Genomic DNA, 25,307 nt, shown 5'->3' with positions numbered 1-25,307 from the left:
CCTTTAGAAACGCTAGCGTGTGCCGATAACCGGTCAGCCAAGGAGGAGTCCCTATGACCAGTATCAGCGCATCCACCCTCAACCCTTATCTGCAATCGTCCCCTAAGATCTCGATCAAGGGGGCTGCCGAAGAGACAGCAACCACTCCCGCGGTAGTATCGATTGGTGACAGCGACGATAAAGCACCTGCCACCGGCGGCGCACAAAGTGCTGGCGGCAGCGGCAGTGCTGGCGGCCCTAACCAACAGGTCATCGAACAGTTGAAGAAGCAGATCGAGCAGACCGAAAAGCTGTTGGCCCAACAGCAAGCCCAGTTGGCCCGGGTCGAGAACAGTAAGACCAATGAAGAGCAAAAGGCCCAGCAGGCCATGGCCCTCCAGGCCCAGATCATGGGCACCCAGGCGACGTTGATGAGCCTGCGCGGGTCGCTGTTGCAGGCCATGACTGTTTCTGTTGATACCCATGCCTGACATTTTGGTTGTCTGACAGGGCCCTTTCGCGAGCAAGCCCGCTCCCACACAGCATCGATCCAGTGTGGGAGCGGGCTTGCTCGCGAAGAGGCCAGGGCAGTCGGCACAAAATCCCAAGCCAAACAAAAAGGCCCCAGGGTTCACACCCCAGGGCCTTTTGCATTTCAGTTGAACGATCGATCAGGCCGCCTTGGCCTCCGGCTGGCTCAGCGAACGGTTCAGCGCGCTGAACAGGGCCTTGAAGCTGGCGGTGGTGATGTTTTCATCGATCCCCACGCCGTGCACCGCACGCTCGCCGTTGACCCGCAGTTCGATGTACGCCGCCGCCTTGGCATGGGTGCCGGCGCCGATGGCGTGTTCGTTGTAGTCCATGATCTCCACCGGAACCGGCAGGCCGGCCACCAGCGCTTCCAGCGCGCCGTTGCCCTTGCCGCGCCAGTGCAGGTTGGTCTCGCCCTGGCCTTTGCTCGCCACTTCCACTTCCACGGCGCTGTGGCCGTTTTCTTCCTGCAGACGATGGCTGACCAGCGCATACGGGGTGTTGGCTTGCAGGTACTCGCTGTGGAGCAGGGCATGGATCTGCTGGGCGGTCATTTCCAGGCCCAGGCGATCGGTTTCGCGCTGCACCACCTGGCTGAATTCGATCTGCATGCGACGTGGCAGGCTGATGCCGTATTCCTGTTCCAGCAGGTAGGCGATACCGCCCTTGCCGGACTGGCTGTTGACGCGAATCACCGCCTCGTAGCTGCGGCCGATGTCGGCCGGGTCGATCGGCAGGTACGGCACTTCCCACAGGGTGTCCGGTTTCTGCTGGGCAAAACCTTTGCGAATGGCGTCCTGGTGCGAGCCGGAGAACGCGGTGTGAACCAGGTCGCCCACGTACGGATGACGTGGGTGTACCGGGATCTGGTTGCACTCTTCGACGACTTTGCGCACGCCGTCGATGTCGGAGAAGTCCAGCTCAGGGTCGATGCCCTGGGTGTAGAGGTTCAGCGCCACGGTCACCAGGTCGACGTTACCGGTACGTTCGCCGTTACCGAACAGGCAGCCTTCGACACGGTCGGCGCCGGCCATCAGGCCCAGCTCGGTGGCGGCCACGCCGGTGCCACGGTCGTTGTGGGTGTGCAGGCTGATGAGCACGCTGTCACGACGAGAGATGTTGCGGTGGAACCACTCGATCTGGTCGGCGTAGATGTTCGGGGTGGCGACTTCCACGGTGGCGGGCAGGTTGAGGATCACCTTGCGCTCAGGCGTCGGGTTCCACACTTCGATCACCGCGTCGCAGACTTCCTTGGCGAACTCCAGCTCGGTGGCACTGAAGGTTTCTGGCGAATATTCGAACTGCCACTGGGTTTCCGGCTGCTGGGCGGCGTATTTGACGAACAGCTTGGCCGCGTTCACCGCGATTTCCTTCACGCCTTCCTTGTCCTGGTTGAACACGATGCGGCGGAACGACGGGCAGGTGGCGTTATACAAGTGGACGATGGCTTTTTTCGCGCCGCGCAGGGACTCGAAGGTACGGGCGATCAGGTCTTCACGGGCCTGGGTCAGCACCTGGATGGTGGTGTCGTCCGGGATGTGGCCTTCTTCGATGAGAGTGCGCACGAAGTCGAAGTCGGTCTGCGAAGCGGCTGGGAACGACGCTTCGATTTCCTTTACGCCAACGGCCACCAGGGTTTTCCAGAAGCGCAGCTTCTTCACCGCGTCCATCGGCTCGATCAGCGACTGGTTACCGTCGCGCAGGTCGGAGCTGCACCAGATCGGCGCGGCGGTGATGGTCTTCGACGGCCAGGTGCGATCCGGCAGGTTGATGGTCGGGAAGGCGCGGTATTTGGAAGACGGGTCTTTGAGCATGCTCATGGGAAAATCCTTATTGTCGTGGCCGGAAAAAGGCGGCCTGCCGGTGGTTCGAATGGGGTGGCTTCGCAGCCGGGACGAGGTGCCGCGATTCAGCCCGGCAGTCGTGCGCTGACGAGGCACAGGCTGCGGTGCTGGCGAAGCTGGATGAGGGTGTGAGAGGTTTTCATGCCCTCAACCCTAACCGCGTGAGGGGCGGATCGCAAGCAGTCGGAAAAAATTGAGAGAAGTTCTGTTTTTGGAAGGGTTTGCGAGATTTAATCGCTCATATCTCGAATATTTGTCCTGGGAATTGCGTTGATGTTTAGAGCTTGGCAATTCCTGGAGTCGCGGTGATATGGCTGCCGTCATCGCGAGCAGGCTCGCTCCCACAGGGATTTCTGCTGCTCACAAATGTTGTATCCGCAGAGATCTAAATGTGGGAGCGGGCTTGCTCGCGAAGAGGCCAGTAGCCTCACAGCAAAAACTCAGGGCTGAAACGCCCCGATGAAAATCGCCGGATCCACCCGCGCATCGTTCAGGCTGATGTTCCAGTGCATGTGCGGCCCGGTCGCCCGACCGGTGGAACCCACCTTGCCCACCACCGTGCCGCGGGCCAGTTGCTGGCCGACCTTCACGTCGATCTTCGACATGTGGCAGAACATGCTGATGAAGCCTTGGCCATGGTCGACGAATACCGTGTTGCCATTGAAAAAGTAATTGCCGGTGAGGATCACCTTGCCGGCGGCCGGGGTCTTGATCGGCGTGCCAGCGGGCACGGCGAAGTCCAGGCCGGCGTGGGGGTTGCGCTCTTCGCCGTTGAAGAACCGGCGCACGCCGAACTTGCTCGACAGCGGGCCGTTGACCGGTTTGTCCAGCAGCAGGTTGCTGGGGATGTTCGGGCTGAAGCTGCGGTAGGCCTTCAGTTGCACGGCCAGTTCGGCGTCGATGCGCTTGAGATCCGCCGGGTTCGGATTGACCTGGCGTTTGTTCTTCAGGGTGATGTGTTGCTCAGGGTACTTTTTATAGCCGACCACGAACGGTTGGGTGCTGCCGCCACTGCTGATCTGCTGGGTGCCAGGCTGGACCGTCAGCGGGATGCCGACAATCGCCAGCCAGTTGTCCTGTTCCTTGACCACCAGCACCGGTTTGCCTTGGTAACTGGCCTTCGGCGGCGTGGCCGCGCTGCCCAGGTCCACCACGGCCACTCCGCCGGGCACCGGTTTGTTCAACAAGCGGGAGATGTAACTGTCGGCGTGGGCGTTGAAGGTCAGGCACAGCAAGAGCAATGGGGCGAGATATCGCGGCATGAATCAATCCAGTAAAGAAAGGGTGACCGGCGTCAGGTGATTGTCTTCGACCCGCACCAACAGTTCGCCTTCGCCGAGCTTGGCGGTCAGGCGTTGGCCGGTCTGGGTCTGCCCGGCGCTGCGGATCGCATGGCCGCGCTCGTCGAGCAAAATGCTGTAGCCCCGGCCGAGGGTCGCCAGGGGGCTGACGATGTGCAACGTCTGCATCTGGTTGTGCAACTGCACCCGGCGCGTTTTCAGGCCTTCGCGCATGGCCCGGGGCAAGCGCTCGGCCAGGCTGTCGAGGCGCTGGCGCAGCAATGCCAGTTGTCGGCCCGGGTGTTGCCCGGCCAGGCGGGTTTCCAGGCGGATCAGGCGTTCGCGGCGGGTATTGAGGCTGCGCTCGAAGGCTCGGCGCATGCGCATGTCCAGGTCGTCGAGGCGTTGGGCTTGCTGGCGCAGGCGTTCACCGGGATGACGCAGGCGCCGGGTGAGGCCTTCGAGGCGCAGTTGATCGCGCATCAGCCGGTCGCGCATGCGCATCACCAGCCGGCGGTGCAGGCTTTCGACTCGACGCACCAGGTCGCCGGCATCCGGCGCCAGCAGTTCGGCGGCGGCGGATGGGGTCGGGGCGCGCACGTCGGCGACGAAATCGCTGATGGACACGTCGGTTTCATGGCCGACGGCGCTGACGATCGGCGTGACGCAGGCATCCACCGCCCGGGCCACGGCCTCTTCGTTGAAGCACCACAAGTCTTCCAGCGAACCGCCGCCCCGGGCCAGGATCAGCGCATCGAAGCCACGGGCATCGGCCAGTTTCAACGCGCGGACGATTTGCGCGGTGGCTTCGCGGCCTTGCACGGCGGTGGGAATCAAAGTCAGGGAAATTTGCGGCGCGCGGCGGCGGAACACGCTGATGATGTCGCGGATCACCGCGCCGGTGGGCGAACTGATGATGCCGATGCGTTGCGGATGGGCCGGCAGCGGCACCTTGCGCTCGGCACTGAACAGGCCTTCGGCGCTGAGCTTTTCCTTCAGGGCCTCGAAGGCCAGGCGCAGGGCGCCATCGCCGGCCGGCTCCACGGTGTCGAGGATCAGTTGGTAGTCGCCACGGCCCTCGAACAGCGAGACCTTGCCGCGCACCTTCACCGCCAGCCCGTCTTTCAAGGCCTGGCGCACCCGCGCGGCGTTCTGTCGGAACAGCGCGCAACGCACCTGGGCGCCGCTGTCCTTGAGGGTGAAATACACGTGGCCAGAGGCCGGGCGGGCGAGGTTGGAGATCTCGCCTTCGACCCAGATGTTGCTGAACACGTCTTCGAGCAACACCCGCGCGCGGCCGTTGAGCTGGCTGACAGTCAGGACCTCGCGGTCCAGGCCCAGTCGGGCAAAGGGATCTTTAATCATGGGCGGCATGATAAGGGCATTCGCCGATGAATCTCCATGTGTGCAGACAATTAGACCGAGTCGTCTGCATCGCGAGCAGGCTCGCTCCCACACTGGATCTTCGCTGCGACACAGATCCCCTATGGGAGCGAGCCTGCTCGCGATTGCAATGGGTCAGTCACCACAAATGCTGGATGTGTCGCCCTGGATCTGGCTAAAGTCGCCCCCTTCGTCATCAAGGAAGTCGACAATGGATCTTCTGTCATGGTTAGGCCAATGGGCATTCGCGCCAGCGCAATGGCTGGTGATCGGCCTGGCCATCACCCTGGCCTACATCGTGTTCGGCATCGCCGGGTTCGGCACGGCGTTGGTGGCCGCCCCCGTCCTGCTGTTGTTCATGCCACTGTCGAAAATCATCCCATTGCTGGTCTTGCTCGATTTTGTCGCGGCCTTCGGCAACCTGTTGCCATCGCGCCGGGACGTGTCTCGGCCTGAACTGTTACGGTTGCTGCCGTGCATGGCGGTGGGCTGCACCCTAGGGGTGATTTTCCTGCTCAACCTCAAGTCCGATCTGTTGTTACTGTTGATGGGGCTGTTCATCAGCAGTTATGCGATCTATAGCCTGTCGATAAAAACCCGGCCGGCGCAGTTGTCATCGCTGTGGGCGTTCCCGATGGGTACCGTGGGCGGGATGTTCGGCGCATTGTTTGGCAGTGGCGGCTTTTTATATGCCATCTACCTGAACAGCCGCCTGCCGAAGGACGCGGCCCGCGCCACGCAAAGTGCCTTGATCAGTTGCAGCACGGTGGTGCGCTTGAGCCTGTTTATCGTGGCCGGGGTGTATGCCGAGCTACCCTTGTTGGTACTGGCGCTGTGTTTGTTGCCGGCCATGGCGCTGGGGTTGTGGGTAGGGCGCCGCTTGACCATGAAGATGTCGCGAGAGGCGTTCGTGCGGTTGGTCACCTGGCTGGTGCTTGCCAGCGGCCTGGCGTTGATCGTGCGCTACCTGAGTGCTTGACCTGGCCCCGCCAGGGATTAAGCTGCCGGCCTTTGATCAGACCCTGCCAGGGAAACAGCCAGGCCTCGCCATGAACTCGCAAAGCATCATCGTTCCGAAAATTTCCACCCTGCCGGTCCACGAGCCTCGGGCCCGGGCGATCGTGCGCTGGCTGGTGCGCAAGAATATCGTCGAAGAACAGCTGACCACCTGCGGGCGCAGCGGCAATCGCATGGCCCACGCCATCGCCCCTGGTGCCCGCGAAGTGGTCATGCACCCCGAAGCCTTGCCGTTCGGTGAGTCGATCAACGGCCTGGAGATCATCACCAAGCGGTGCATCTATACGCCGGCCAAGGGCTTTCTCGAAGAGGCAGGCTGCGCTGAGTGTCGCAAGGAAATCGGCGAAGCGCTGTTCGAAAGCCTGGAAGACTGGATGCCGGCCCGTACCGACAACTTCACTTGTCCCGAATGTGGCCACGAAGATGACATCAACGGTTTCCTGTTCCTGCAGCCCTGTGGCTTCTCGAACCTGGGGTTCATCTTCAACAACTGGTTGGAGGCGGGGTTCAAGCAGGACTTTCTCGACGAGTTCGCCGATTGGCTCGATCAGCCGGTGAGTTGGGTGAAGGTGGAGTTGTAGATAGGCACACCACAGTGTGCTTTTGTGGCGAGGGGATTTATCCCCGTTGGACTGCGCAGCAGTCCCAAGGCAGTCGACTCAATCTCGCATGCTCTGGGTTTAGGGCCGCTTCGCGCCCCAGCGGGGATAAATCCCCTCGCCACAGGGTTTGGTGTACAACAAGGATTGCTGGTTTTAGCCCGTCAATCACCCCGCCAATAATAGACAGAGTTTTACATTGAGCCAGACGGGGTGCATGAGTATAATGGCGCGCTTCCATTTTCCCGCTCGGGAGCCCCCGCGATGCTGCGTATCAGCCAAGAAGCTCTGACCTTCGACGACATTCTCCTAGTGCCCGGTTATTCCGAAGTACTGCCTAACGAAGTCAGTCTCAAAACCCGTCTCACCCGTGGCATCGAACTGAATATCCCCCTGGTTTCCGCCGCCATGGACACCGTGACCGAAGCCCGTCTGGCCATTGCCATGGCCCAGGAAGGCGGTATCGGTATCATCCACAAGAACATGACCATCGAACAGCAGGCCGCCGAAGTGCGCAAGGTCAAGCGGTTCGAGGCTGGCGTGGTCAAGGATCCGATCACCATCGAGGCTGACGCCACGGTCCGGGATCTGTTCGAACTGACCCGCATGCACAACATCTCCGGCGTGCCGGTGCTGCACGATGGCGACCTGGTCGGCATCGTCACCTCCCGCGACGTGCGTTTCGAGAACCGCCTGGATGCCACCGTCCGCCAAGTGATGACGCCTAAAGAGCGCCTGGTCACGGTCAAGGAAGGCACCAGCAAGGACGAAGTTCGTGAATTGCTGCACAAGCACCGCATCGAGCGCGTGCTGATCGTCGACGACAAATTCGCCCTCAAGGGCATGATGACCGTCAACGACATCGAAAAAGCCAAGGCTTACCCGCTGGCCAGCAAGGACGACCAGGGTCGTCTGCGCGTAGGCGCTGCGGTCGGTACCGGCAAGGACACCGGTGATCGTGTCGCCGCTTTGGTCAACGCCGGCGTCGACGTGGTGGTGGTCGACACCGCCCACGGTCACTCCAAAGGCGTGATCGACCGCGTTCGCTGGGTCAAGCAGAACTTCCCTGACGTGCAGGTGATCGGCGGCAACATCGCCACCGGCGAAGCCGCCAAGGCCCTGGCCGAAGCCGGCGCCGACGCGGTCAAGGTCGGTATCGGCCCAGGCTCGATCTGCACCACCCGCATCGTCGCCGGTGTCGGCGTGCCGCAGATCAGCGCCATCGCCAACGTCGCCGCCGCCCTTGAAGGCACTGGCGTGCCGTTGATCGCCGACGGCGGCATCCGCTTCTCCGGTGACCTGTCCAAGGCCATCGTCGCCGGTGCCTACTGCGTGATGATGGGTTCGATGTTCGCCGGTACCGAAGAAGCGCCGGGCGAGATCGAACTGTTCCAGGGCCGTAGCTACAAGGCTTATCGCGGCATGGGTTCGCTGGGCGCCATGTCCCAGGCCCAGGGTTCTTCCGACCGTTACTTCCAGGACTCCTCCGCGGGTGCCGAGAAGCTGGTGCCGGAAGGCATCGAAGGTCGTGTGCCGTACAAAGGCACCCTGAGCGCCATCATCCATCAACTGATGGGCGGCCTGCGTTCTTCCATGGGCTACACCGGCAGCGCGGACATCGAAGAGATGCGCACCAAGCCGGAATTCGTGCGCATCACCGGCGCCGGTATGGCCGAGTCCCATGTCCACGACGTGCAGATCACCAAGGAAGCGCCGAACTACCGCGTAGGTTAAGGCTTCCAGCAAAACGTTAATCACCGGGGCTGTTCATTCAGCCCCGAGTTGTTTCTGATTCACTACATGAGAATGAGTCATGGCCCTCGACATTCACGCTCACCGCATCCTGATCCTCGACTTCGGTTCCCAATACACCCAGCTGATCGCCCGCCGCGTGCGTGAAATCGGCGTGTACTGCGAATTGCATCCGTTCGACATGGATGACGAAGCGATTCGCGAATTCGCGCCTAAAGGCGTCATCCTCGCTGGCGGCCCCGAGTCCGTGCACGAAGCCGACAGCCCGCGCTGCCCGCAAGCGGTGTTCGACCTGGGCGTGCCGGTCTTCGGTATCTGCTATGGCATGCAAACCATGGCTGAACAACTGGGCGGCAAGGTCGAAGGTTCCGACCTGCGTGAGTTCGGTTATGCCCGCGTTGACGTGGTCGGCAAGAGCCGCCTGCTGGACGGCATCGAGGACCACATCGACGCCGACGGCCTGTTCGGTCTCGATGTATGGATGAGCCACGGTGACAAGGTCACCAAGATGCCGGAAGACTTCCACATCCTGGCCAGCACCCCGAGCTGCCCGATCGCCGGCATGTTCAACGATGATCGCCGTTACTACGGTGTACAGTTCCACCCGGAAGTGACCCACACCAAGCAGGGCGGCCGCATCCTGTCGCGCTTCATCCTCGACATCTGTGGGTGCGAAGCCCTGTGGACTCCGTCGAAGATCGCTGAAGACGCCATCGCCCAGGTGCGCGCCCAGGTTGGTACCGACAACGTGCTGCTGGGCCTGTCCGGCGGTGTGGACTCTTCGGTGGTTGCCGCATTGCTGCACAAGGCCATTGGCGACCAACTGACCTGCGTCTTCGTCGACAACGGCCTGCTGCGCCTGCACGAAGGCGAGCAAGTGATGGCCATGTTCGCCGAGAACATGGGCGTCAAGGTGATCCGCGCCAACGCCGAAGAGCAGTTCCTGAACAACCTGGCCGGCGAGTCCGACCCGGAGAAGAAGCGCAAGATCATCGGCCGCACCTTCATCGACGTATTCGATGCTGAATCCTGCAAGCTGGACAACATCAAGTACCTGGCCCAGGGCACCATCTACCCCGACGTGATCGAGTCGGCCGGTGCCAAGAGCGGCAAGGCCCACGTGATCAAGTCCCACCACAACGTCGGTGGCCTGCCGGAAGAGATGAACCTCAAGCTGGTCGAGCCGCTGCGCGAACTGTTCAAGGACGAAGTACGTCGCCTCGGCCTGGAGCTGGGCCTGCCCTACGACATGGTCTACCGCCACCCATTCCCAGGCCCGGGCCTGGGCGTGCGGATCCTCGGTGAAGTGAAGAAGGAATACGCCGACCTGCTGCGTCGCGCCGACCACATCTTCATCGAAGAACTGCGCAAGGCCGACTGGTACCACAAGGTTAGCCAGGCGTTTGTGGTGTTCCAACCGGTGAAATCGGTGGGCGTGGTCGGCGATGGCCGTCGCTATGCCTGGGTCGTGGCTCTGCGTGCCGTGGAAACCATCGACTTCATGACCGCTCGCTGGGCGCACCTGCCGTACGAACTGCTGGAAACCGTTTCCGGACGCATCATCAACGAAATCGAAGGCATCTCCCGCGTCACGTATGACGTGTCGAGCAAGCCGCCGGCGACGATTGAATGGGAATGATGGGGCGCCCGGCATTGTCCGGCACCCATTAGCAGAAAATGCCCTGAAGCCCGCGTAATTGCGGGCTTTTGGCTTTTTTGGGCTGGCCAGTTCTGGCCGCTTTGTGCATCGCCGAGGCCGTGTTTTCCATAGCCCACTCCATGCTGTTTGCCGACGCTACGGTGACCCTTCCTGGGGCCTAGAGCTGATCGAACGGTTTTCGATCCAGGAGACAGTCGATGAACGCCCCTAGGAGGGCTGGTCGATGCTGGCGGCTTGGATAGTAGAGGAACAGCCCCGGGCGCGAAATCGACCAGTCCGGCAGGACCTGTACCAGCCGCCCCTGGGTCAAGAGCTCGCCCACGCCATCTCGCTCAAAGTGATAGGCAATGCCGAGCCCGTTCAGCGCAGCAGCAATGCCGATGTCAGCATGATTGGTGACGACGGGGCCGTCCACCGCCACTTCGAGTCGCTGCCCTCGTTTCTTGAACTCCCAACGATATTGCCTGCCGTCCATCTGGAGCCGCCAGTTGATGCATGTATGGTTATGCAAATCGGCGGGTGACTTGGGGGTTCCTCTACGGGCGATATAGTCCGGGGAGGCCACGGCCACCATGTTCAGGTCCGGCGTGAGGCGGACGGCAACCATGTCTTTCTCGAGCTGCCCACCCACGCGGATGCCCGCATCAAAGCGGCCAGCGACGATATCGGCGAGCGCGTCGTCGACCACGATGTCGAGAACCACGTCAGGGTGTGCTTGATGGAAGCGTGAAAGCCGGGGCGCGATGATGGTCCGCGCTGCGATCCCCAAGGTGTTGATGCGAAGCGTGCCGCTCATCTGTCCTGTCGCCTCACTGGCTTGAGCGACTGCAGCAGCCATCTCCCGAAACAATGGCGCTATGCGCCTGTAGAGCAGTTCGCCACTGGCCGATGGCGCGACGCTTCGAGTTGTGCGATTCAGAAGGCGAGCGCCGATGCGGCCTTCGAGCTGTCGGATGGTCTGGCTGAGTGCCGACGGCGATAGGCCCAAATGCTCTGCAGCTCGGGCAAAGCTCTGGCGCTCCACGACGGCTACGAAGGCCTTCAGTTCAGCGAAGTCGGATCCACGCATTATGTATCGTTTCCTAAGCAACCTATAAAGATTCTAGCGTATTCACTGAATTCACGTAGACGCGCATCCTGAGGCCTTCGCTGACCCCAAGGAGCCAAAACTTGAACACCTTGACCCTTCCTGAGCCTATTGCCGCGTACTTCGCGGCCGAACACGACCCCGACGCGTTGGCGCGTTGTTTCATCGCGCAAGCCGTCATGAAGGACGACGGCCATACCTACACGGGCATCAACGCCATCAAGGCCTTTATGGCCGAGGCATCGGCCAAGTACAGCGCGACGAGTGTGCCGTTCGCCATTGAGAGAGAGGACGGCTTTCAACTTGTCCGCGCCAACGTCACCGGCAACTTCCCTGGCAGCCCGATCGTCCTGTCCTACCGCTTTCGCCTTGAACGCGGCCTGATCGCATCGCTGGAGATCACGGCATGAGCTTCGACCTTCATCTGAATGGCCTGCGGGCATTGGTCACCGGCGGCACGCTGGGCCTTGGCGCTGCAGTCGTGAAAACCCTTGTGGAGGCCGGCGCTCGGGTGGCGACATCCGCGCGCACCGTGCCAGCGGAGCCGGTGGAGGGCGTCACCTATGTGGCTGCCGATCTGTCGACGGCGCAAGGTACGCATCACCTTGCTCAGACCGTCCTGCAGGACTGGGGCGGCGTCGATATCCTGATCAACGTGCTCGGCGGTTCGAAGACGCCCGGCGGTGGTTTCGCCGCGATCAGTGATGAGCACTGGTTCGCCGAGCTGAACCTGAACTTGATGCCTGCCGTACGCCTGGACCGTGCGTTGCTGCCTGCGATGCTGGCTCAGGGCTCCGGCGTCATCATCCACGTCAGTTCCATCCAGCGCGTGCTGCCTTTGCCCGAGTCCACCACCGCCTATGCCGCAGCCAAGGGGGCCCTCACGACCTACAGCAAGTCTCTGGCGAGAGAGGTGACGCCGAAGGGCGTTCGTGTGCTGAGCGTTGCGCCGGGCTGGATTGAGACTGAGGCTTCCGTAGCGTTTGCGCAGCGGATGGCGGCAGACGCCGGAACGGATTACGAGGGCGGCAAGAAAATCATCATGGATTGGCTGGGAGGAATTCCAGTGGGCCGACCGGCCACACCACAAGAGGTGGCCGATTTGATCGTTTTCCTGGCGTCCCCTCGGTCCGCTTCGATCGCAGGATCCGAGTATCGGATCGACGGCGGCACCGTTCCAACTCTTTAGCCAACAGACGCGACTGGCTGAACACTGGCCGCGTGACCTCGCAGCATGGCCCCGGCGGGCGCCGAGGCTTTTCCCGAACCGGACGTGGCAGCTCTGCCGCGTCCGGTATCAATGTCCACCCGCAAGCGCCCCGTCGCTACAGTCAAAGCTCTGTTCTCAAACTGTCAAAGGCGTCCTCCAGGAATTTGGCCACCGGCTTTCGCTGGCCGGTCTGATCCCGCCACGCCTGAAGGGCGAGTCTCATCGCACCGACGGACACCACAGCCACCATCCGAAGGGCCAACCGCCGCTCGGGCTGCCGCCAGACCTCACACAGCGCGTTGAACAGCGCCTGCTCCTGTTCCGCGTAGTACGCCTGCTTGCGCGCAAGAAGCGACTCGCTCGAACGCATGAGATTGTCCACGGCTGTCATCTGCTCGGTCGTATAACGCGCGATGTGCTTGACCATCACATCGCGAACAGCATCGAGTGGCGGTACGTCGGGCGATGTCTTCAGCAGATCGGCAATCAGCCTGGCCGAATCGGCGTCCTGCCAGAACAAGATGATGTCGTCCTTCGATTTGAAGTACGAGAAAAACGTGCGGCGTGAGATGCCAGCCGCTGCCGCGATGGTGTCCAGCGTTGTGCCTTCGTACCCGTTGGCGAGGAACAGGCGCTGGCCGGCTTCGGCGATGCGCTGGCGTGTTTCGCGGCGCTTGCTTTCCCGCAAGCCTTCTGTGGGTGCTGCATCTGCGGAAGGGAAGGATTCTGACATTCCGATGGCCTATTGCATTTCTGCACTAAGTGCAGCAAAGTTAGCACTGAGTGCATATTTATATGCACCTAGTGTATATTTCAACTTCTCGGCAGGCAAGGATCATGACCCACTGGACAGTTTCCGATATCCCTTCCCAACGCGGCCGTACGGCGGTCGTCACCGGTACTGGCGGCCTTGGATTCCAAGACGCGCTGGCACTGGCCCGTGCCGGTGCGAATGTCATCATCGCAGGTCGAAATCCGTCGAAGGGGGCGGCGGCAGTCGATCAGATTCGCCAAAGTGTTCCCGGCGCGAATGTGACTTTCGGGGCACTGGACCTCGCCAGCCTCGAATCCATCGAGTCGTTCGGTGAACGTCTGCGGAGTTCGCGCGACAGCCTGGACTTGCTGATCAACAACGCGGCAGTGATGGCGCCGCCGAAGCGTCAGGTGACTTGCGACGGATTCGAGTTGCAGTTCGGCACGAACTACCTGGGTCACTTCGCCTTGACGGCCCAATTGCTGCCGCTGTTGCGCAAGGGCAACAAGCCGCGCGTGGTCAGCCTTTCAAGCGTCGCCGCTCGAAGCGGCACGATCAACTTCGATGATCTGCAAGCCCAGCGCAGCTACAAGCCGATGCCGGTTTACAGCCAATCGAAGCTCGCTTGCCTGATATTCGCCCTTGAATTGCAACGCCGCAGCGATGCTGCGGGCTGGGGCATCCAGAGCATCGCTGCCCATCCTGGCATTTCGCGCACCGATCTGTTGCCCAATGGCGCCGGCGCCTGGAGCGTTCCGGGTATGGCTCGTCGTTACATGTGGTTCCTGTTCCAGCCGGCAGCGCAGGGGGCGTTGCCGACCATCTTCGCCGCGACTTCATCGCAGGCTCAAGGCGGTGTCTATTACGGCCCGGACAGGCTCGGCGAAACACGCGGCTATCCGGGTATTGCCAAGATTCCTGCGCAAGCACTGGTTACGAGCGTCGCTACGAGGCTGTGGATTGAGTCGCAAGGGCTTACGGAGGCGGTCTTTCGGTAAACCAGCCATGTACAAATACGTTGTCTATGCTTCGCGACTGCCAATCGCACCTTCCGGCAGTACCCGACGGCCAGAATGAGCATGATGTGCTGCTCGGCGGCGAATTTTTGCGCTGCATTTCGTCGAGCGCTGGGCGAACGCCCTGTACTGGGTCGGTGAAGCTCGTCGCGAGGCTTCGGACTTCATCGCAGTGCTGGGACGGTGGCCCCGTCACCTTTCGCTACGATTACCGCCTTGGAGCGCCGGGAAGCGCTTATCATCGGGCTGCACCCCCCTGGGTATTTCACGGGCATGGTTCACGGAGACTTGTCACATGCCAATCAATTTTGCCTTTTTGAGACGCTGCTGAGTGCGGCTGTTTGAAAGAAGAATAGGTTGTCATTTGACAACTATGCGGGGCATGCGAATACTGGAGATCACGGATGATTCGTCCAACGCACCCGAAGAAAGAGATCGAAGACGCGCTCAGGCATGCCGAAGGGCGCGGCTGGCGCATAGACGTCGGCGGCGGTCACGCCTGGGGACGGGTTTATTGCCCCTACAAGGACGTGGAGTGTCGTTGTGGCGAGTTCTGCATCACATCGATATGGAGCACGCCGAAGAACCCAGGCAACCATGCGCGAGCGTTGCGACGCGTCGTGGACAATTGCTCGACGCATCGCAATCGGCGTGATGCGGATTACGATGCTAAGGAATAGACCAATGGAATTTACCTTTACCTTGAAATATCAGCTTGCTGACGATGGCTGCGCTCCGGATGAACTGGTCGAGCGGCTGGGTGAGGCGGGCTGCGATGATGCCTTGGTAGGCATCGGGCAGCCGGGGCGCCTGGCGCTTGAGTTCACTCGTGATGCGCCTGACGCGGTTGAAGCTGTGCTTAGTGCGTTGGGCGACGTTCGCCGCGCAGTGCCATCGGCCAGACTGATCGAGGTTGCGCCTGATTTAGTCGGGCTGACCGACGTAGCCGAGATTGTCGGTGTATCTCGGCAAAACATGCGCAAGCTGATGTTGGCTCATCCGGGCAGCTTCCCAGCGCCCGTGCACGAGGGGAGTACATCCATCTGGCACTTGGCGGACGTCCTGGCCTGGCTGCAGGCCAAGGGTAGCTATTCGCTGACCAAGAGTGTGTTGGATGTGGCCCAGGTGGCCTTGCAGGTCAACGTAGTGAAAGAAGGTCAACGATTACCGAGCCTGCCTTTCAAAGGGCTGGAAGCTTTGGTTGGATGACGCTCGCTGAACTGGGATTCCGACAATATGGTCGTGTCCAGGCCATGAACGAGCCTGGGCAAGGAAACTTGAGCTCTTTCGCAGGGGCGCAGCTGGGGGGATAGCAAGGTATGCGTCCCAGATGAGTTCTATACTCTCGGCACCCATTGCGGCGACAAACACGCCGCAACAAGGAGCCTGCCATGAATGACACTCAAAAACTCGCCGCCTTGCGCATCGTCTTGATCGTTGTAGGTCTGATCGCCGTCTTCGCGTTCTGGCCGTTGATGGTTCTGTGGCCGTCCGGCTGGGCGTGGCACAGCGGCCATTCCGATTATCCGCTGATGATGGTCGGCATCTATGCAACGCTCGGTGTGTTCCTGCTGCTGGCGTCCCGCGATCCGCTGAAACACCTGAGCTTGATCTGGTTCACGGTGTGGTCGAGCGTCGTGCATGGCGCGATCATGGCTGTGCAGTCGTTTGGCGTCGGGATGGACGGGTCGAGCCAGTACGGCCATCTATTGGGCGATGTGCCTGCGTTGCTCATTGTCGCGGTGGTGCTGGCATTCTTGACACCGCGGGGCGAGAAAGCGCATTTGCTGCCTGATTGACCCTCAGTGCGGCGGTAATCCAAGGCCTTGTGGATAACTTCCATGAGGCTTTTTTCATTTTCGCCACCCTTACTGTTTCTCATCTGCGGGTGTATCGTATTCGCCTTTTGCGGGCCCAACGGTTCGCCGCGGATTCAATAGGTGGTTGCGTTCATGTCCTTTACCCGTCGCCAAATACTCGGTGGCCTGGCCGGTCTTGTTGTCGTTGGTGTGGGTGCAGGAGGCGCGTCACGGTATTGGTTGGGCAAGATGGCAGATGCCGAGGCCGGCCACGACTATGAATTGATCGCGGCGCCGTTGGACGTCGAGCTGGTGGCCGGGCACAAGACCCAGGCCTGGGCCTTCGGTCCGTCGGCACCGGGCACCGAGCTGCGGGTGCGCCAGGGCGAATGGTTGCGGGTGCGCTTCATCAATCACCTGCCGGTTGCCACCACCATTCATTGGCACGGGATCCGTTTGCCGTTGGAGATGGACGGCGTGCCGTATGTCTCGCAACTGCCGGTGCTGCCGGGTGAGTACTTCGATTACAAATTCCGCGTGCCGGATGCCGGCAGCTATTGGTATCACCCCCACGTCAACAGCAGCGAAGAGCTTGGGCGGGGGCTGGTGGGGCCGCTGATCGTCGAAGAGCGCGAGCCTACCGGCTTCAAGTACGAACAGACCCTGAGCCTCAAGAGCTGGCATGTGGATGAGCAGGGCGAGTTCGTCGCGTTCAGCATTCCCCGCGAGGCGGCGCGAGGCGGTACGGCTGGGCGGCTGGCCACCATCAACGGTGTGCCGGAGGCGGTGATCGAGCTGCCGGCCGGGCAGATCACCCGGGTGCGTTTGCTCAACCTGGACAACACCCTGACTTATCGCATCAACATCCCCGGCGTCGAAGCGCAGATCTATGCGCTGGACGGCAATCCCATCGAACCGCGCCCGTTGGGCAAGGAATACTGGCTTGGCCCGGGCATGCGCATTTGCCTGGCGATCAAGGCGCCGCCGGCTGGGGAAGAGTTGTCGTTGCGCAATGGCCCGGTGCGCCTGGGGACTTTGCGTTCGGTGCCCAACAGTGACGCGCCGACCCAGTGGCCGCCGGCGCTGCCCGCCAACCCGGTGTCCGAGCCGGACCTGGCCAATGCCGAGAAACTCAACTTCAATTTCGAATGGGTCGGCTCGGTGTCGGTCAATGTCGACAACGGCAAGCCGCCGAGCCTCTGGCAGATCAACGGCAAGGCCTGGGACATCACCGACAAGACCTGCGCCGACCGGCCAATCGCCACGCTGAAAAAAGGCCAGAGCTACATTTTCGAATTGAAGAACATGACCCAGTACCAGCACCCGATCCATTTACACGGCATGAGCTTCAAGGTGATTGCGTCCAACCGGCACAAGGTCATCCCGTATTTCACCGACACCTACCTGCTGGGCAAGAACGAGCGGGCGCAGGTGGCGCTGGTGGCGGATAATCCAGGGGTGTGGATGTTCCACTGCCATGTGATCGACCACATGGAAACCGGCCTGATGGCCGCCATCGAGGTGGCTTGATGCGCCAGATTCGTCCCGCCAAAATCATCGACCGCAGCCGTGACCAGGACTTCATGCGCGAAGCCCTGGCCCTCGCCGCCCAAGGCGCGGCCCTGGGCGAAGTGCCGGTGGGCGCGGTGCTGGTGCAGGACGGCGAGATCATCGGCCGCGGCTTCAACTGCCCGATCAGCGGCCACGACCCCAGCGCCCACGCGGAAATGGTCGCCATCCGCGCCGCCGCCCAGGCGGTGAGCAACTATCGCCTGCCCGGCAGCACCCTCTACGTGACCCTGGAGCCGTGCAGCATGTGCGCCGGCCTCATCGTCCACTCACGCATCGCCCGGGTCGTCTACGGCGCCCTGGAGCCCAAGGCCGGGATAGTGCAGAGCCAGGGGCAGTTCTTTAGCCAGGGGTTCCTGAACCATCGGGTGATGTTCGAAGGCGGGGTGCTGGCTGAAGAGTGCAGCACGGTGTTGAGTGAGTTCTTCAAGGCCCGCAGAGCCAAACCTCAAGATTGACGCCATCCCCCCTGTGGGAGCGGGCTTGCTCGCGAAAGCGGTATAACATTCAACGTCTATGTTGGCTGACATTCCGCCTTCGCGAGCAAGCCCGCTCCCACAGGGGGTTTTGTGGTGTTTGGGCTACTTACTTACGCGCCACAATCACCGCTCGCATCGGCGCCGGCAGCCCTTCGATGGTCTTGCTGTGGTCGGCGGGGTCGAGGAAGTCGCTCAGCGACTGATACTTCATCCATTCGGTGCTGCGCTGTTCTTGCACGGTGGTCAGGCTCACGTCCACGCAACGCACGTCGCTGAACCCGGCGCGGCGCAGCCAGCGTTCCAGGGCCGGGACCGAGGGCAGGAACCACACATTGCGCATCTGCGCGTAGCGGTCCTCGGGCACCAGTACCTGATGTTCGTCGCCTTCGATCACCAAGGTTTCCAGCACCAGTTCGCCGCCCTTGACCAGGCAATCCTTGAGGGCCAGCAGATGCTCGATCGGCGAGCGGCGATGGTAGAACACGCCCATGGAGAACACCGTGTCGAAGCCTTCCAGCTCCGGCGGCAGGGCCTCGAACGGAAACGGCAGGTGCCAGGCGTTGGGCTGCGCGAGGTAACGCTGCACGGCCTGGAACTGGCAGAAGAACAGCCAGTTGGGGTCGACGCCGATCACCGTGTCGGCCCCGGCACCCAGCATGCGCCACATGTAGTAACCATTGCCGCAGCCCACGTCGAGGATGCGCTTGCCTTTGAGATCCAGGTGCGGTGCGACCCGCGACCACTTCCAGTCCGAGCGCCATTCGGTGTCCACGTGCACGCCAAACAGGTCGAACGGCCCTTTGCGCCATGGCGACAGGCCCATCAACGCCGTGCGCATTTGTGCCCGGGTTTCGTCGGAGCAATCGGTGTCGAGGGTCAGCCCGTTCAGCAGGTCGATTTCAGTCGGTTGCAGCATTGGCAAGGCGTCGAGAGCGTTCTGCCAGCGCTCCAGGTCGCCATGGCCTTTTTCCATTTTGCTGTCGAGTTGCGTCTGCAGGGTCGCGGCCCAATCGGCCAAGGGGGTGCCGGCCAGGTGGCGGGCGAGGGGGGACAGATCGATCATGGCAGGGCAATCAACGAGGCGAAGTTAAGACACTGGAACCACGGCACGACTTTCGAGAACCCGGCCGCCAGCAGGCGTTCGCGGTGTTCTTCGAGGCTGTCGGGCTTCATGACGTTTTCGATGGCGCTGCGTTTCTGGGCAATCTCCAGCTCGCTATAGCCGTTGGCGCGCTTGAACGCCACGTGCAGCTCGGTGAGCAGGGCATGTTCCTCGGCGTCGTTGAAGCGCAGTTTTTCCGAAAGGATCAGGGCACCGCCGGGCAGCAGCGACTGGCGGATGCGGCTCAATAGCGCGGTGCGCTGGTCCGGTGCGATGAATTGCAGGGTGAAGTTCAGCGCCACCACCGAGGCCGGCTGGAATGTCAGGGCGAGAATGTCACCTTCGATCACCTCAACGGGCAGCAGCTCCTGGAACATCGAGTCCTGGCCGTTGAGGTATTCGCGGCAACGCTCGACCATGGCCGCCGAGTTATCCACAGCGATGACACGGCAGCCGTCGGTGCGCACATGGCGACGCAGCGCCTGGGTCACCGCGCCCAGGGACGAACCCAGGTCATAGAGCACGCTGCCCGGCTGGGCGAATTGCGCGGCGAGCACGCCGAGGTTTTCGACGATGGTCGGGTAACCGGGCACCGAACGCTTGATCATGTCCGGAAACACCCGCACCACGTCCTCGTTGAAGGCGAAGTCCGGCACTTGGGCCAGGGGTTGGGCGAATAGGCGATCGGGTTCTTTGCTCACGGCGATTCCAGCGGCATGGGTGGTGAAAAGGCCGGCATTTTAACCAAAAAACCAGTGGGAGCGAGCTTGCTCCCACATTGCTCTTCGTTCAGCGCTGCTTTTGCGGGAACGCCGACGCTGTGATGCCCCATTGGCCCAGCCAATAGCTGACAATGATCAGGTAGGGTGCGGCATGGAAGGGCGCCACGAACCGGTTGATGCCGATCAGGCTGTCGGAAAACACAAAGGCCAGCGCCCCGGCGGCGGCCAGCCAGGCCGAGCGTTTCGGCGCCTCGGTACCCAACCGTGCCAGGGCTCGCCAGAGCATGGCGCTGATGACCAGGCCATAGACAATCACCGGCACCAGCAACGGCCCGAGGCCGCTCGACACCAGTATCCCCAACAGCACTGCACCGATGCCCAAGGCCAGGGTCAATGGCAGCAGTGCCGGGCGGCGGCAATCGCTGAGGTAAGCTTTCAGGTAGGCCAGGTGCGCCAGCAGAAACGCACCAAGGCCGAACACGAACAGATCTCCCGGCCAGGCCAGCAGCACATCGCCCACCAGCGAAAAAATCAGCCCGAGGCTGATCCAACGCCGATATTCGCTGGGCGGCGCGTCGTGTAGCCAGCCGAGCAGGGCCAGTACCGGCATAGGCTTGACCAGCAGACACAGCAGCGTGGCATGCATGGCCAAGCCGTACAGGTAGGTGGCTGCGCCCATCAGTGCAAGGATCAGCCAACCCACGGTCAATTCACCGAAATGGCGCAGTCGAAGGTTTCCACGGGGGGTACTTCCGGAGCCCAGGGCTGTTGATAAGTCAGACGCAAGCGACCGGTGCCGGCGTTGAACGCCTGGAAGCGCCAGGTCGAGACCCCGGCGGCGCCGACGATGCCGGCGTCTTCCGGATTGCGATAAACCTCAGGGCCCAGGCCTTTGAGCACGCCGCCGGCCGAATCCTGGATCGCCCAGCGATAACCGGTGGTGGGGTTGCTCGGCAAGCTCAAAATCAGGTTCTGCCCGTTATTGAGTCGCACCGGGCACTGGCTCAGTTTTTCCACGGTCACGTTGTGCTTGGTTTGCGTGGCACAGGCGCTCAGCAGGGCGAGGCTGACGGGGACGAGTAGGCGGGTGAGGGACATAAGGGCTCCGGCATTCACGACGAACGGCGAGCATAACCGAAGATGCTACTAGGTGTGTCAGGTGGGAAGGTGTTGGGTCTCATGGCCTCATCGCGAGCAGGCTCGCTCCCACAGGGTTTGGCGTGGATCACAAATGTTGTGAACGACACAAATCCACTGTGGGAGCGAGCCTGCTCGCGATGAGGCCCGCACAGGCGCTACAGGACTCTCAGAACAGCACCTTGGCCACATCCGCAAACCGCTTGGCAAAGTGCACCGTGACGCCTTCCTTGAGGTAGTCCGGCAGCTCTTCGAAATTGCCCCGGTTGGCTTCCGGCAGGATCAGTTCATTGATTTTCTGCCGCCGCGCCGCGATCACTTTCTCGCGCACGCCGCCGATCGGCAGGACGTGCCCAGTGAGGGTCAGCTCGCCAGTCATGGCCACGCCTTTTTTCGGCGGCTGGTTACGGGCCAGGGACAGCAGGGCGCTGGCCATGGTGACGCCGGCGCTCGGGCCGTCCTTGGGCGTGGCACCTTCCGGTACGTGCAGGTGAACGAAGGCCTCGTCGAAGAATTTCGGGTCGCCGCCGAATTGCTTCAGGTGCGAACTGACGTAGCTGTGGGCGATTTCCGCCGACTCTTTCATCACGTCCCCCAGTTGCCCGGTCAGCTTGAAACCGCGATTGAGGGTGTGGATGCGCGTTGCCTCGATGGGTAAGGTCGCGCCGCCCATGCTGGTCCAGGCCAGGCCGGTAATCACTCCGACGCCGGACAACACCTGCTCGTTGCGGAACACCGGTTTGCCCAGGGAGGCCTCCAGGTCTTTCGGCCCGAGCTTGATCACCGCCTTCGGCTCGTCGATCAGCTTCATCACCGCCTTGCGCACCAGCTTGCCCAGTTGTTTCTCCAACTGACGCACCCCGGCTTCACGGGCGTAGCCGTCGATCAGGGCTTTGAGGGCGCTGTCGTTGATGCTCAGGCTGCCCTTGGACACGCCGGCCTTGGCCAACTGTTTCGGCCACAAGTGGCGCTTGGCGATGGCGACTTTTTCTTCGGTGATGTACCCCGACAGGCGGATCACTTCCATCCGGTCCAGCAAGGGGCCGGGGATCGAGTCCAGGGTGTTGGCGGTGCAGATGAAGAGCACTTTCGACAGGTCCAGGCGCAGGTCCAGGTAGTGATCGAGAAATTCGACGTTCTGTTCCGGGTCGAGGGTCTCCAGCAAGGCCGACGCGGGGTCGCCCTGGTAGCTCTGGCCCATCTTGTCGATCTCGTCGAGCATGATCACCGGGTTCATCACCTCGACGTCTTTTAGCGCCTGTACCAGCTTGCCCGGCTGGGCACCGATGTAGGTGCGCCGATGGCCCTTGATCTCGGCTTCGTCGCGCATGCCGCCAACGCTGAAACGGTAGAACGGCCGCCCCAGGGACTCGGCGATGGACTTGCCAACGCTGGTCTTGCCCACGCCCGGCGGGCCCACCAGCAGCACGATAGAGCCGCTGATCTCGCCTTTGTAGGCACCGACGGCGAGGAACTCCAGGATACGGTCCTTGATGTCGTCCAGGCCGGCGTGGTGCTGGTCGAGCACCTTGCGCGCATGCTTGAGATCAAGCTTGTCCTGGCCATACACGCCCCACGGCACCGAGGTCGCCCAATCCAGGTAATTGCGGGTAACGGCGTATTCCGGCGAGCCGGTTTCCAGGATGGAGAGCTTGTTCATCTCCTCCTCGATGCGCTTCTGCGCCTGGGCCGACAGTACCTTGCCTTCCAGTCGTTGCTCGAACTGTTCGATATCGGCGCTGCGGTCGTCCTTGGTCAGGCCCAGTTCCTGCTGGATGACCTTGAGCTGTTCCTTGAGGAAGAACTCGCGCTGATGCTCGCCGATCTTGTTGTTGACCTCGGCGGAAATTTCTTTCTGCAACCGCGCCACTTCGACTTCCTTGCGCAGCATCGGCAGCACTTTTTCCATGCGCTTGAGCATGGGCACGCAGTCGAGCACTTCCTGCAGTTCGCTGCCGGTGGCGGAGGTGAGCGCGGCGGCAAAGTCGGTCAGTGGCGACGGGTCGTTGGGGCTGAAGCGGTTGAGGTAGTTCTTCAGCTCTTCGCTGTACAGCGGATTGAGCGGCAGCAGTTCCTTGATCGCGTTGATCAGCGCCATGCCGTAGGCCTTGACCTCGTCGGTCGGCTCGCTCGGCTGGTGCGGGTATTCGACTTCCACCAGATACGGCGGGCGATGGTGCTTGAGCCAGGTGCGGATGCGCACGCGAGTCAGGCCTTGGGCGACGAACTGCAGCTTGCCGCCTTCGCGACTGGCGTGATGCACCTTCACCAGCGTGCCGTACAGCGGCAGTTTCGAGGTGTCGAAATGGCGCGGGTCTTCCTGGGGCGTGTCCATGAAGAACAGTGCCAGGGAGTGGTGTTCGGACTTGGCCACCAGCTCCAGGGTCTCGGCCCACGGTTCTTCGTTGACGATGACCGGCAACACCTGGGCCGGGAAGAAGGGGCGATTGTGGATGGGGATGATATAGACCTTGTCCGGCAGGTTCTGGCCAGGCAGGGCCAGGCCGGTACCGGACGAGGTGTGTTCGATGTGTTCGGAATCCGCGTAATCGTGAGTGGCTTCAGTAGAGTGCTGGTCGCTCATGGGGCACCTGCGCAATGGGGTATGGATCTTAGATGGGGCAGGTGAGGGGCGGTTTCAATGGTAAGCGACTGTTAGCGGTTATTTCATTGGCGGGTGTTCAGGCTTGCGACAGCTTCCCGTGGCGAGGCATGCAGCGCTCGCCACGGGCCTCAACCTAGGCGACTCGGTTCAAGTCGTTGTGGCGCGTCTCCTTCAGGCACAGCACGGCGATCACGCTGAGCAGCGCGGCCGCTGAAACATAGCCTCCGACATAGCTCAAGCCGCCCATCGCCACCAGTTTCTGGGCGAAGAACGGTGCGGCCGAGGCGCCAACGATGCCGCCCAGGTTGTAGGCCGCCGACGCGCCGGTATAGCGCACATGGGTCGGAAACAGCTCCGGCAGCAAGGCGCCCATGGGGGCGAAGGTCACACCCATCAGGAACAACTCGATGCACAGGAACAGTGCCACGCCCCCGGTCGACCCGTGGGTCAGCAAGGGTTCCATGAGGAAACCCGAGGCAATTGCCAGCACACCGCCGAGGATCAATATCGGTTTGCGGCCGTAGCGGTCGCTGGCCCAGGCCGACAGGGGGGTAGCGGCGGCCATGAACAGTACGGCAAAGCACAACAGGCCCAGGAAGGTCTCGCGACTGTAGCCGAGGGTGGACACGCCGTAGCTCAGGGAAAACACCGTCGAGATATAGAACAGTGCGTAGCACACCACCATCGCCGCCGCGCCCAGCAGCGTCGGCGCCCAGTATTGGCTGAACAGCTCGACCAACGGCACCTTCACCCGTTCCTGGCGGGCCATGGCATTGGCGAAGACCGGGGTTTCATGGAGCTTGAGCCGTACATAGAGGCCGACGATCACCAGCACGGCGCTGAGCAGGAACGGAATCCGCCAGCCCCAGGAGCGGAATTGCTCATCGTCCAGGCTCATGGCCAGGGTCAGGAACAGCCCGTTGGCCGCCAGGAAGCCGATGGACGGCCCCAGCTGGGGGAACATGCCGAACCAGGCGCGCTTGCCTTTGGGCGCGTTCTCGGTGGCAAGCAGCGCCGCCCCGCCCCATTCACCGCCCAACCCCAGGCCCTGGCCGAAGCGCAACAGGCACAGCAGGATCGGCGCCCAGGCGCCAATGCTGGCGTAGCCGGGCAGCACGCCGATGAGCGTGGTGCACACCCCCATCAGCAACAGGGACGCCACCAGCGTCGACTTGCGTCCGATCCGGTCGCCGAAGTGGCCGAACAGCGCCGAGCCCAGCGGCCGGGCGAGGAAGGCGATGCCGAACGTCAGGAAGGACGACAGCATCTGTGCCGTGCCTGAAGTTTGTGGGAAGAACACCGGTCCGATCACCAGGGCAGCCGCCGTGGCGTAGACGTAGAAATCGTAGAACTCGATGGCGGTGCCGATGAAGCTGGCGGTCGCCACGCGGGTGGCGGAATTTGTCGGCTGGGCAGCCACAGCCTCGTTGCAGGTAGCGGTCGTCATGCGGTTATCCCTGACAGTCATGTGCTCCGTTGGAGCGAATTATTATGGTCGAACACCCAGGGATGTGGGCGGGTACCCTTTCGCTGTTTCGGGTAGGAACAGTCGCAGGGCTGATGCGGATTTTGCCGATGGTCGGGCCTGAACCGACTGAGTGCAGGGTAGACACAGGGTTCGGTAAGCGGCTTGAGTATAGGAAGGGGGCTAACGAATGAACAAGAGAGCCCGCACACAATATTGAAGCGTGCGCTGAGTTTTTGTGGCGAGGGGATTTATCCCCGCTGGGCTGCGCAGCAGCCCTAAAACCCGACAACTCGGTGCGCCAGGCAAAATTGAGT

General features: G+C 61.9%; 24 protein-coding genes. 13 read left to right on the top strand and 11 right to left on the bottom strand.

Going from position 1 to position 25,307, the window contains the following annotated elements:
* Positions 1-53: 53 nt before the first annotated feature.
* Positions 54-470 (top strand): hypothetical protein, encoded by a 417-nt coding sequence (locus AC30D9_RS12190; RefSeq protein ID WP_490144097.1) that lies wholly within the window; start codon positions 54-56, stop codon positions 468-470.
* Positions 471-650: 180 nt separating this feature from the next.
* Here the strand turns inward: AC30D9_RS12190 and leuA are convergent, their stop codons facing one another.
* From leuA to xseA, 3 genes are all read right to left on the bottom strand, one after another.
* Complete coding sequence (leuA, locus tag AC30D9_RS12185; protein WP_134922907.1) at positions 651-2,330, bottom strand: 2-isopropylmalate synthase; 1,680 nt, start codon at positions 2,328-2,330, stop codon at positions 651-653.
* Between the two features lie 464 nt (positions 2,331-2,794).
* Positions 2,795-3,616 carry a peptidoglycan DD-metalloendopeptidase family protein gene (locus AC30D9_RS12180; protein ID WP_490144096.1) on the bottom strand — a complete coding sequence of 274 codons (822 nt, stop codon included), beginning with the start codon at positions 3,614-3,616 and terminating at the stop codon, positions 2,795-2,797.
* Between the two features lie 3 nt (positions 3,617-3,619).
* Complete coding sequence (gene xseA / locus AC30D9_RS12175) at positions 3,620-4,999, bottom strand: exodeoxyribonuclease VII large subunit (RefSeq protein ID WP_134922909.1); 1,380 nt, start codon at positions 4,997-4,999, stop codon at positions 3,620-3,622.
* Between the two features lie 229 nt (positions 5,000-5,228).
* On the opposite strand from xseA, the gene AC30D9_RS12170 reads away from it, so the two are divergent.
* The 4 genes from AC30D9_RS12170 (at position 5,229) to guaA (ending at position 10,024) form a co-directional block, all read left to right on the top strand.
* Positions 5,229-5,996 (top strand): sulfite exporter TauE/SafE family protein, encoded by a 768-nt coding sequence (locus AC30D9_RS12170; protein ID WP_134922910.1) that lies wholly within the window; start codon positions 5,229-5,231, stop codon positions 5,994-5,996.
* Between the two features lie 70 nt (positions 5,997-6,066).
* Positions 6,067-6,615, top strand: a complete 549-nt coding sequence (locus AC30D9_RS12165; protein ID WP_134922911.1) for a sugar ABC transporter ATPase — start codon at positions 6,067-6,069, stop codon at positions 6,613-6,615.
* A gap of 282 nt (positions 6,616-6,897) precedes the next feature.
* Positions 6,898-8,367 (top strand): IMP dehydrogenase, encoded by a 1,470-nt coding sequence (gene guaB, locus AC30D9_RS12160; protein ID WP_307576065.1) that lies wholly within the window; start codon positions 6,898-6,900, stop codon positions 8,365-8,367.
* A gap of 79 nt (positions 8,368-8,446) precedes the next feature.
* The gene (gene guaA, locus AC30D9_RS12155; RefSeq protein WP_072408106.1) at positions 8,447-10,024 is read left to right on the top strand and encodes a glutamine-hydrolyzing GMP synthase; all 1,578 of its coding nucleotides are present in this window, start codon (positions 8,447-8,449) and stop codon (positions 10,022-10,024) included.
* A 178-nt stretch (positions 10,025-10,202) separates the two neighbouring features.
* On the opposite strand, the gene AC30D9_RS12150 is transcribed toward guaA, so the two are convergent.
* Entirely contained in the window at positions 10,203-11,114 is a 912-nt protein-coding gene (locus tag AC30D9_RS12150; RefSeq protein ID WP_109753632.1) for a LysR family transcriptional regulator, read from the bottom strand.
* A gap of 101 nt (positions 11,115-11,215) precedes the next feature.
* Between AC30D9_RS12150 and AC30D9_RS12145 the strand changes: the two genes are divergently transcribed.
* Entirely contained in the window at positions 11,216-11,542 is a 327-nt protein-coding gene (locus AC30D9_RS12145) for a nuclear transport factor 2 family protein (RefSeq protein WP_307576061.1), read from the top strand.
* Positions 11,539-12,321, top strand: a complete 783-nt coding sequence (locus AC30D9_RS12140) for an SDR family oxidoreductase (RefSeq protein WP_134922915.1) — start codon at positions 11,539-11,541, stop codon at positions 12,319-12,321. Before AC30D9_RS12145 ends, AC30D9_RS12140 begins: the two co-directional genes overlap by 4 nt.
* A 142-nt stretch (positions 12,322-12,463) precedes the next feature.
* Here AC30D9_RS12140 and AC30D9_RS12135 read toward each other — a convergent pair whose 3' ends face one another.
* A complete protein-coding gene (locus AC30D9_RS12135; RefSeq protein ID WP_134922916.1) occupies positions 12,464-13,075 on the bottom strand; it encodes a TetR/AcrR family transcriptional regulator in 612 nt (203 codons plus the stop codon).
* 104 nt (positions 13,076-13,179) lie between these two features.
* On the opposite strand from AC30D9_RS12135, the gene AC30D9_RS12130 reads away from it, so the two are divergent.
* The 6 genes from AC30D9_RS12130 to tadA all read left to right on the top strand — a co-directional run bounded on the left by AC30D9_RS12130 (position 13,180) and on the right by tadA (position 17,938).
* On the top strand, positions 13,180-14,094 hold the full coding sequence (locus AC30D9_RS12130; protein ID WP_307576059.1) for an SDR family oxidoreductase: 915 nt from the start codon (positions 13,180-13,182) through the stop codon (positions 14,092-14,094).
* 422 nt (positions 14,095-14,516) lie between these two features.
* On the top strand, positions 14,517-14,792 hold the full coding sequence (locus AC30D9_RS12125) for a hypothetical protein (protein ID WP_490144095.1): 276 nt from the start codon (positions 14,517-14,519) through the stop codon (positions 14,790-14,792).
* A 4-nt stretch (positions 14,793-14,796) separates the two neighbouring features.
* Positions 14,797-15,321: a helix-turn-helix transcriptional regulator gene (locus AC30D9_RS12120; RefSeq protein WP_134922919.1), complete on the top strand. Its 525-nt coding sequence runs from the start codon at positions 14,797-14,799 to the stop codon at positions 15,319-15,321.
* Positions 15,322-15,503: 182 nt separating this feature from the next.
* On the top strand, positions 15,504-15,911 hold the full coding sequence (locus AC30D9_RS12115) for a DUF6632 domain-containing protein (RefSeq protein ID WP_490144094.1): 408 nt from the start codon (positions 15,504-15,506) through the stop codon (positions 15,909-15,911).
* A 153-nt stretch (positions 15,912-16,064) separates the two neighbouring features.
* A complete protein-coding gene (locus tag AC30D9_RS12110; RefSeq protein WP_134922921.1) occupies positions 16,065-17,441 on the top strand; it encodes a multicopper oxidase family protein in 1,377 nt (458 codons plus the stop codon).
* Positions 17,441-17,938 (top strand): tRNA adenosine(34) deaminase TadA, encoded by a 498-nt coding sequence (tadA, locus tag AC30D9_RS12105; RefSeq protein ID WP_134922922.1) that lies wholly within the window; start codon positions 17,441-17,443, stop codon positions 17,936-17,938. The genes AC30D9_RS12110 and tadA overlap by 1 nt, the downstream gene beginning before the upstream one ends.
* Positions 17,939-18,065: 127 nt before the next feature.
* Here tadA and cmoB read toward each other — a convergent pair whose 3' ends face one another.
* The 6 genes from cmoB to AC30D9_RS12075 all read right to left on the bottom strand — a co-directional run bounded on the left by cmoB (position 18,066) and on the right by AC30D9_RS12075 (position 24,972).
* Complete coding sequence (gene cmoB / locus AC30D9_RS12100) at positions 18,066-19,022, bottom strand: tRNA 5-methoxyuridine(34)/uridine 5-oxyacetic acid(34) synthase CmoB (protein WP_490144093.1); 957 nt, start codon at positions 19,020-19,022, stop codon at positions 18,066-18,068.
* A complete protein-coding gene (gene cmoA / locus AC30D9_RS12095) occupies positions 19,019-19,762 on the bottom strand; it encodes a carboxy-S-adenosyl-L-methionine synthase CmoA (RefSeq protein ID WP_134922925.1) in 744 nt (247 codons plus the stop codon). Before cmoA ends, cmoB begins: the two co-directional genes overlap by 4 nt.
* Positions 19,763-19,850: 88 nt before the next feature.
* Positions 19,851-20,486 carry a lysoplasmalogenase gene (locus tag AC30D9_RS12090; RefSeq protein WP_490144092.1) on the bottom strand — a complete coding sequence of 212 codons (636 nt, stop codon included), beginning with the start codon at positions 20,484-20,486 and terminating at the stop codon, positions 19,851-19,853.
* A 2-nt stretch (positions 20,487-20,488) separates the two neighbouring features.
* Entirely contained in the window at positions 20,489-20,881 is a 393-nt protein-coding gene (locus AC30D9_RS12085; RefSeq protein WP_134922927.1) for a protease inhibitor I42 family protein, read from the bottom strand.
* A gap of 208 nt (positions 20,882-21,089) precedes the next feature.
* Positions 21,090-23,504, bottom strand: a complete 2,415-nt coding sequence (gene lon, locus AC30D9_RS12080) for an endopeptidase La (protein WP_490144091.1) — start codon at positions 23,502-23,504, stop codon at positions 21,090-21,092.
* A gap of 154 nt (positions 23,505-23,658) precedes the next feature.
* The gene (locus tag AC30D9_RS12075) at positions 23,659-24,972 is read right to left on the bottom strand and encodes an MFS transporter (RefSeq protein ID WP_134922929.1); all 1,314 of its coding nucleotides are present in this window, start codon (positions 24,970-24,972) and stop codon (positions 23,659-23,661) included.
* Between the last annotated feature and the right edge of the window lie 335 nt (positions 24,973-25,307).

Source organism: Pseudomonas sp. DF11, from assembly GCF_058148565.1.
Note: the sequence above shows the minus strand (reverse complement) of the source record. Positions and strands in the feature narration are given on the sequence as shown.

Coding starts and splice junctions, on each gene's coding strand:
- AC30D9_RS12190 (WP_490144097.1), top strand. CDS start 54: ATGACCAGTATCAGCGCATCCACCCTCAACCCTTATCTGCAATCGTCC.
- leuA (WP_134922907.1), bottom strand. CDS start 2,330: ATGAGCATGCTCAAAGACCCGTCTTCCAAATACCGCGCCTTCCCGACC.
- AC30D9_RS12180 (WP_490144096.1), bottom strand. CDS start 3,616: ATGCCGCGATATCTCGCCCCATTGCTCTTGCTGTGCCTGACCTTCAAC.
- xseA (WP_134922909.1), bottom strand. CDS start 4,999: ATGATTAAAGATCCCTTTGCCCGACTGGGCCTGGACCGCGAGGTCCTG.
- AC30D9_RS12170 (WP_134922910.1), top strand. CDS start 5,229: ATGGATCTTCTGTCATGGTTAGGCCAATGGGCATTCGCGCCAGCGCAA.
- AC30D9_RS12165 (WP_134922911.1), top strand. CDS start 6,067: ATGAACTCGCAAAGCATCATCGTTCCGAAAATTTCCACCCTGCCGGTC.
- guaB (WP_307576065.1), top strand. CDS start 6,898: ATGCTGCGTATCAGCCAAGAAGCTCTGACCTTCGACGACATTCTCCTA.
- guaA (WP_072408106.1), top strand. CDS start 8,447: ATGGCCCTCGACATTCACGCTCACCGCATCCTGATCCTCGACTTCGGT.
- AC30D9_RS12150 (WP_109753632.1), bottom strand. CDS start 11,114: ATGCGTGGATCCGACTTCGCTGAACTGAAGGCCTTCGTAGCCGTCGTG.
- AC30D9_RS12140 (WP_134922915.1), top strand. CDS start 11,539: ATGAGCTTCGACCTTCATCTGAATGGCCTGCGGGCATTGGTCACCGGC.
- AC30D9_RS12135 (WP_134922916.1), bottom strand. CDS start 13,075: ATGTCAGAATCCTTCCCTTCCGCAGATGCAGCACCCACAGAAGGCTTG.
- AC30D9_RS12130 (WP_307576059.1), top strand. CDS start 13,180: ATGACCCACTGGACAGTTTCCGATATCCCTTCCCAACGCGGCCGTACG.
- AC30D9_RS12125 (WP_490144095.1), top strand. CDS start 14,517: ATGATTCGTCCAACGCACCCGAAGAAAGAGATCGAAGACGCGCTCAGG.
- AC30D9_RS12120 (WP_134922919.1), top strand. CDS start 14,797: ATGGAATTTACCTTTACCTTGAAATATCAGCTTGCTGACGATGGCTGC.
- AC30D9_RS12115 (WP_490144094.1), top strand. CDS start 15,504: ATGAATGACACTCAAAAACTCGCCGCCTTGCGCATCGTCTTGATCGTT.
- AC30D9_RS12110 (WP_134922921.1), top strand. CDS start 16,065: ATGTCCTTTACCCGTCGCCAAATACTCGGTGGCCTGGCCGGTCTTGTT.
- tadA (WP_134922922.1), top strand. CDS start 17,441: ATGCGCCAGATTCGTCCCGCCAAAATCATCGACCGCAGCCGTGACCAG.
- cmoB (WP_490144093.1), bottom strand. CDS start 19,022: ATGATCGATCTGTCCCCCCTCGCCCGCCACCTGGCCGGCACCCCCTTG.
- AC30D9_RS12085 (WP_134922927.1), bottom strand. CDS start 20,881: ATGTCCCTCACCCGCCTACTCGTCCCCGTCAGCCTCGCCCTGCTGAGC.
- lon (WP_490144091.1), bottom strand. CDS start 23,504: ATGAGCGACCAGCACTCTACTGAAGCCACTCACGATTACGCGGATTCC.
- AC30D9_RS12075 (WP_134922929.1), bottom strand. CDS start 24,972: ATGACGACCGCTACCTGCAACGAGGCTGTGGCTGCCCAGCCGACAAAT.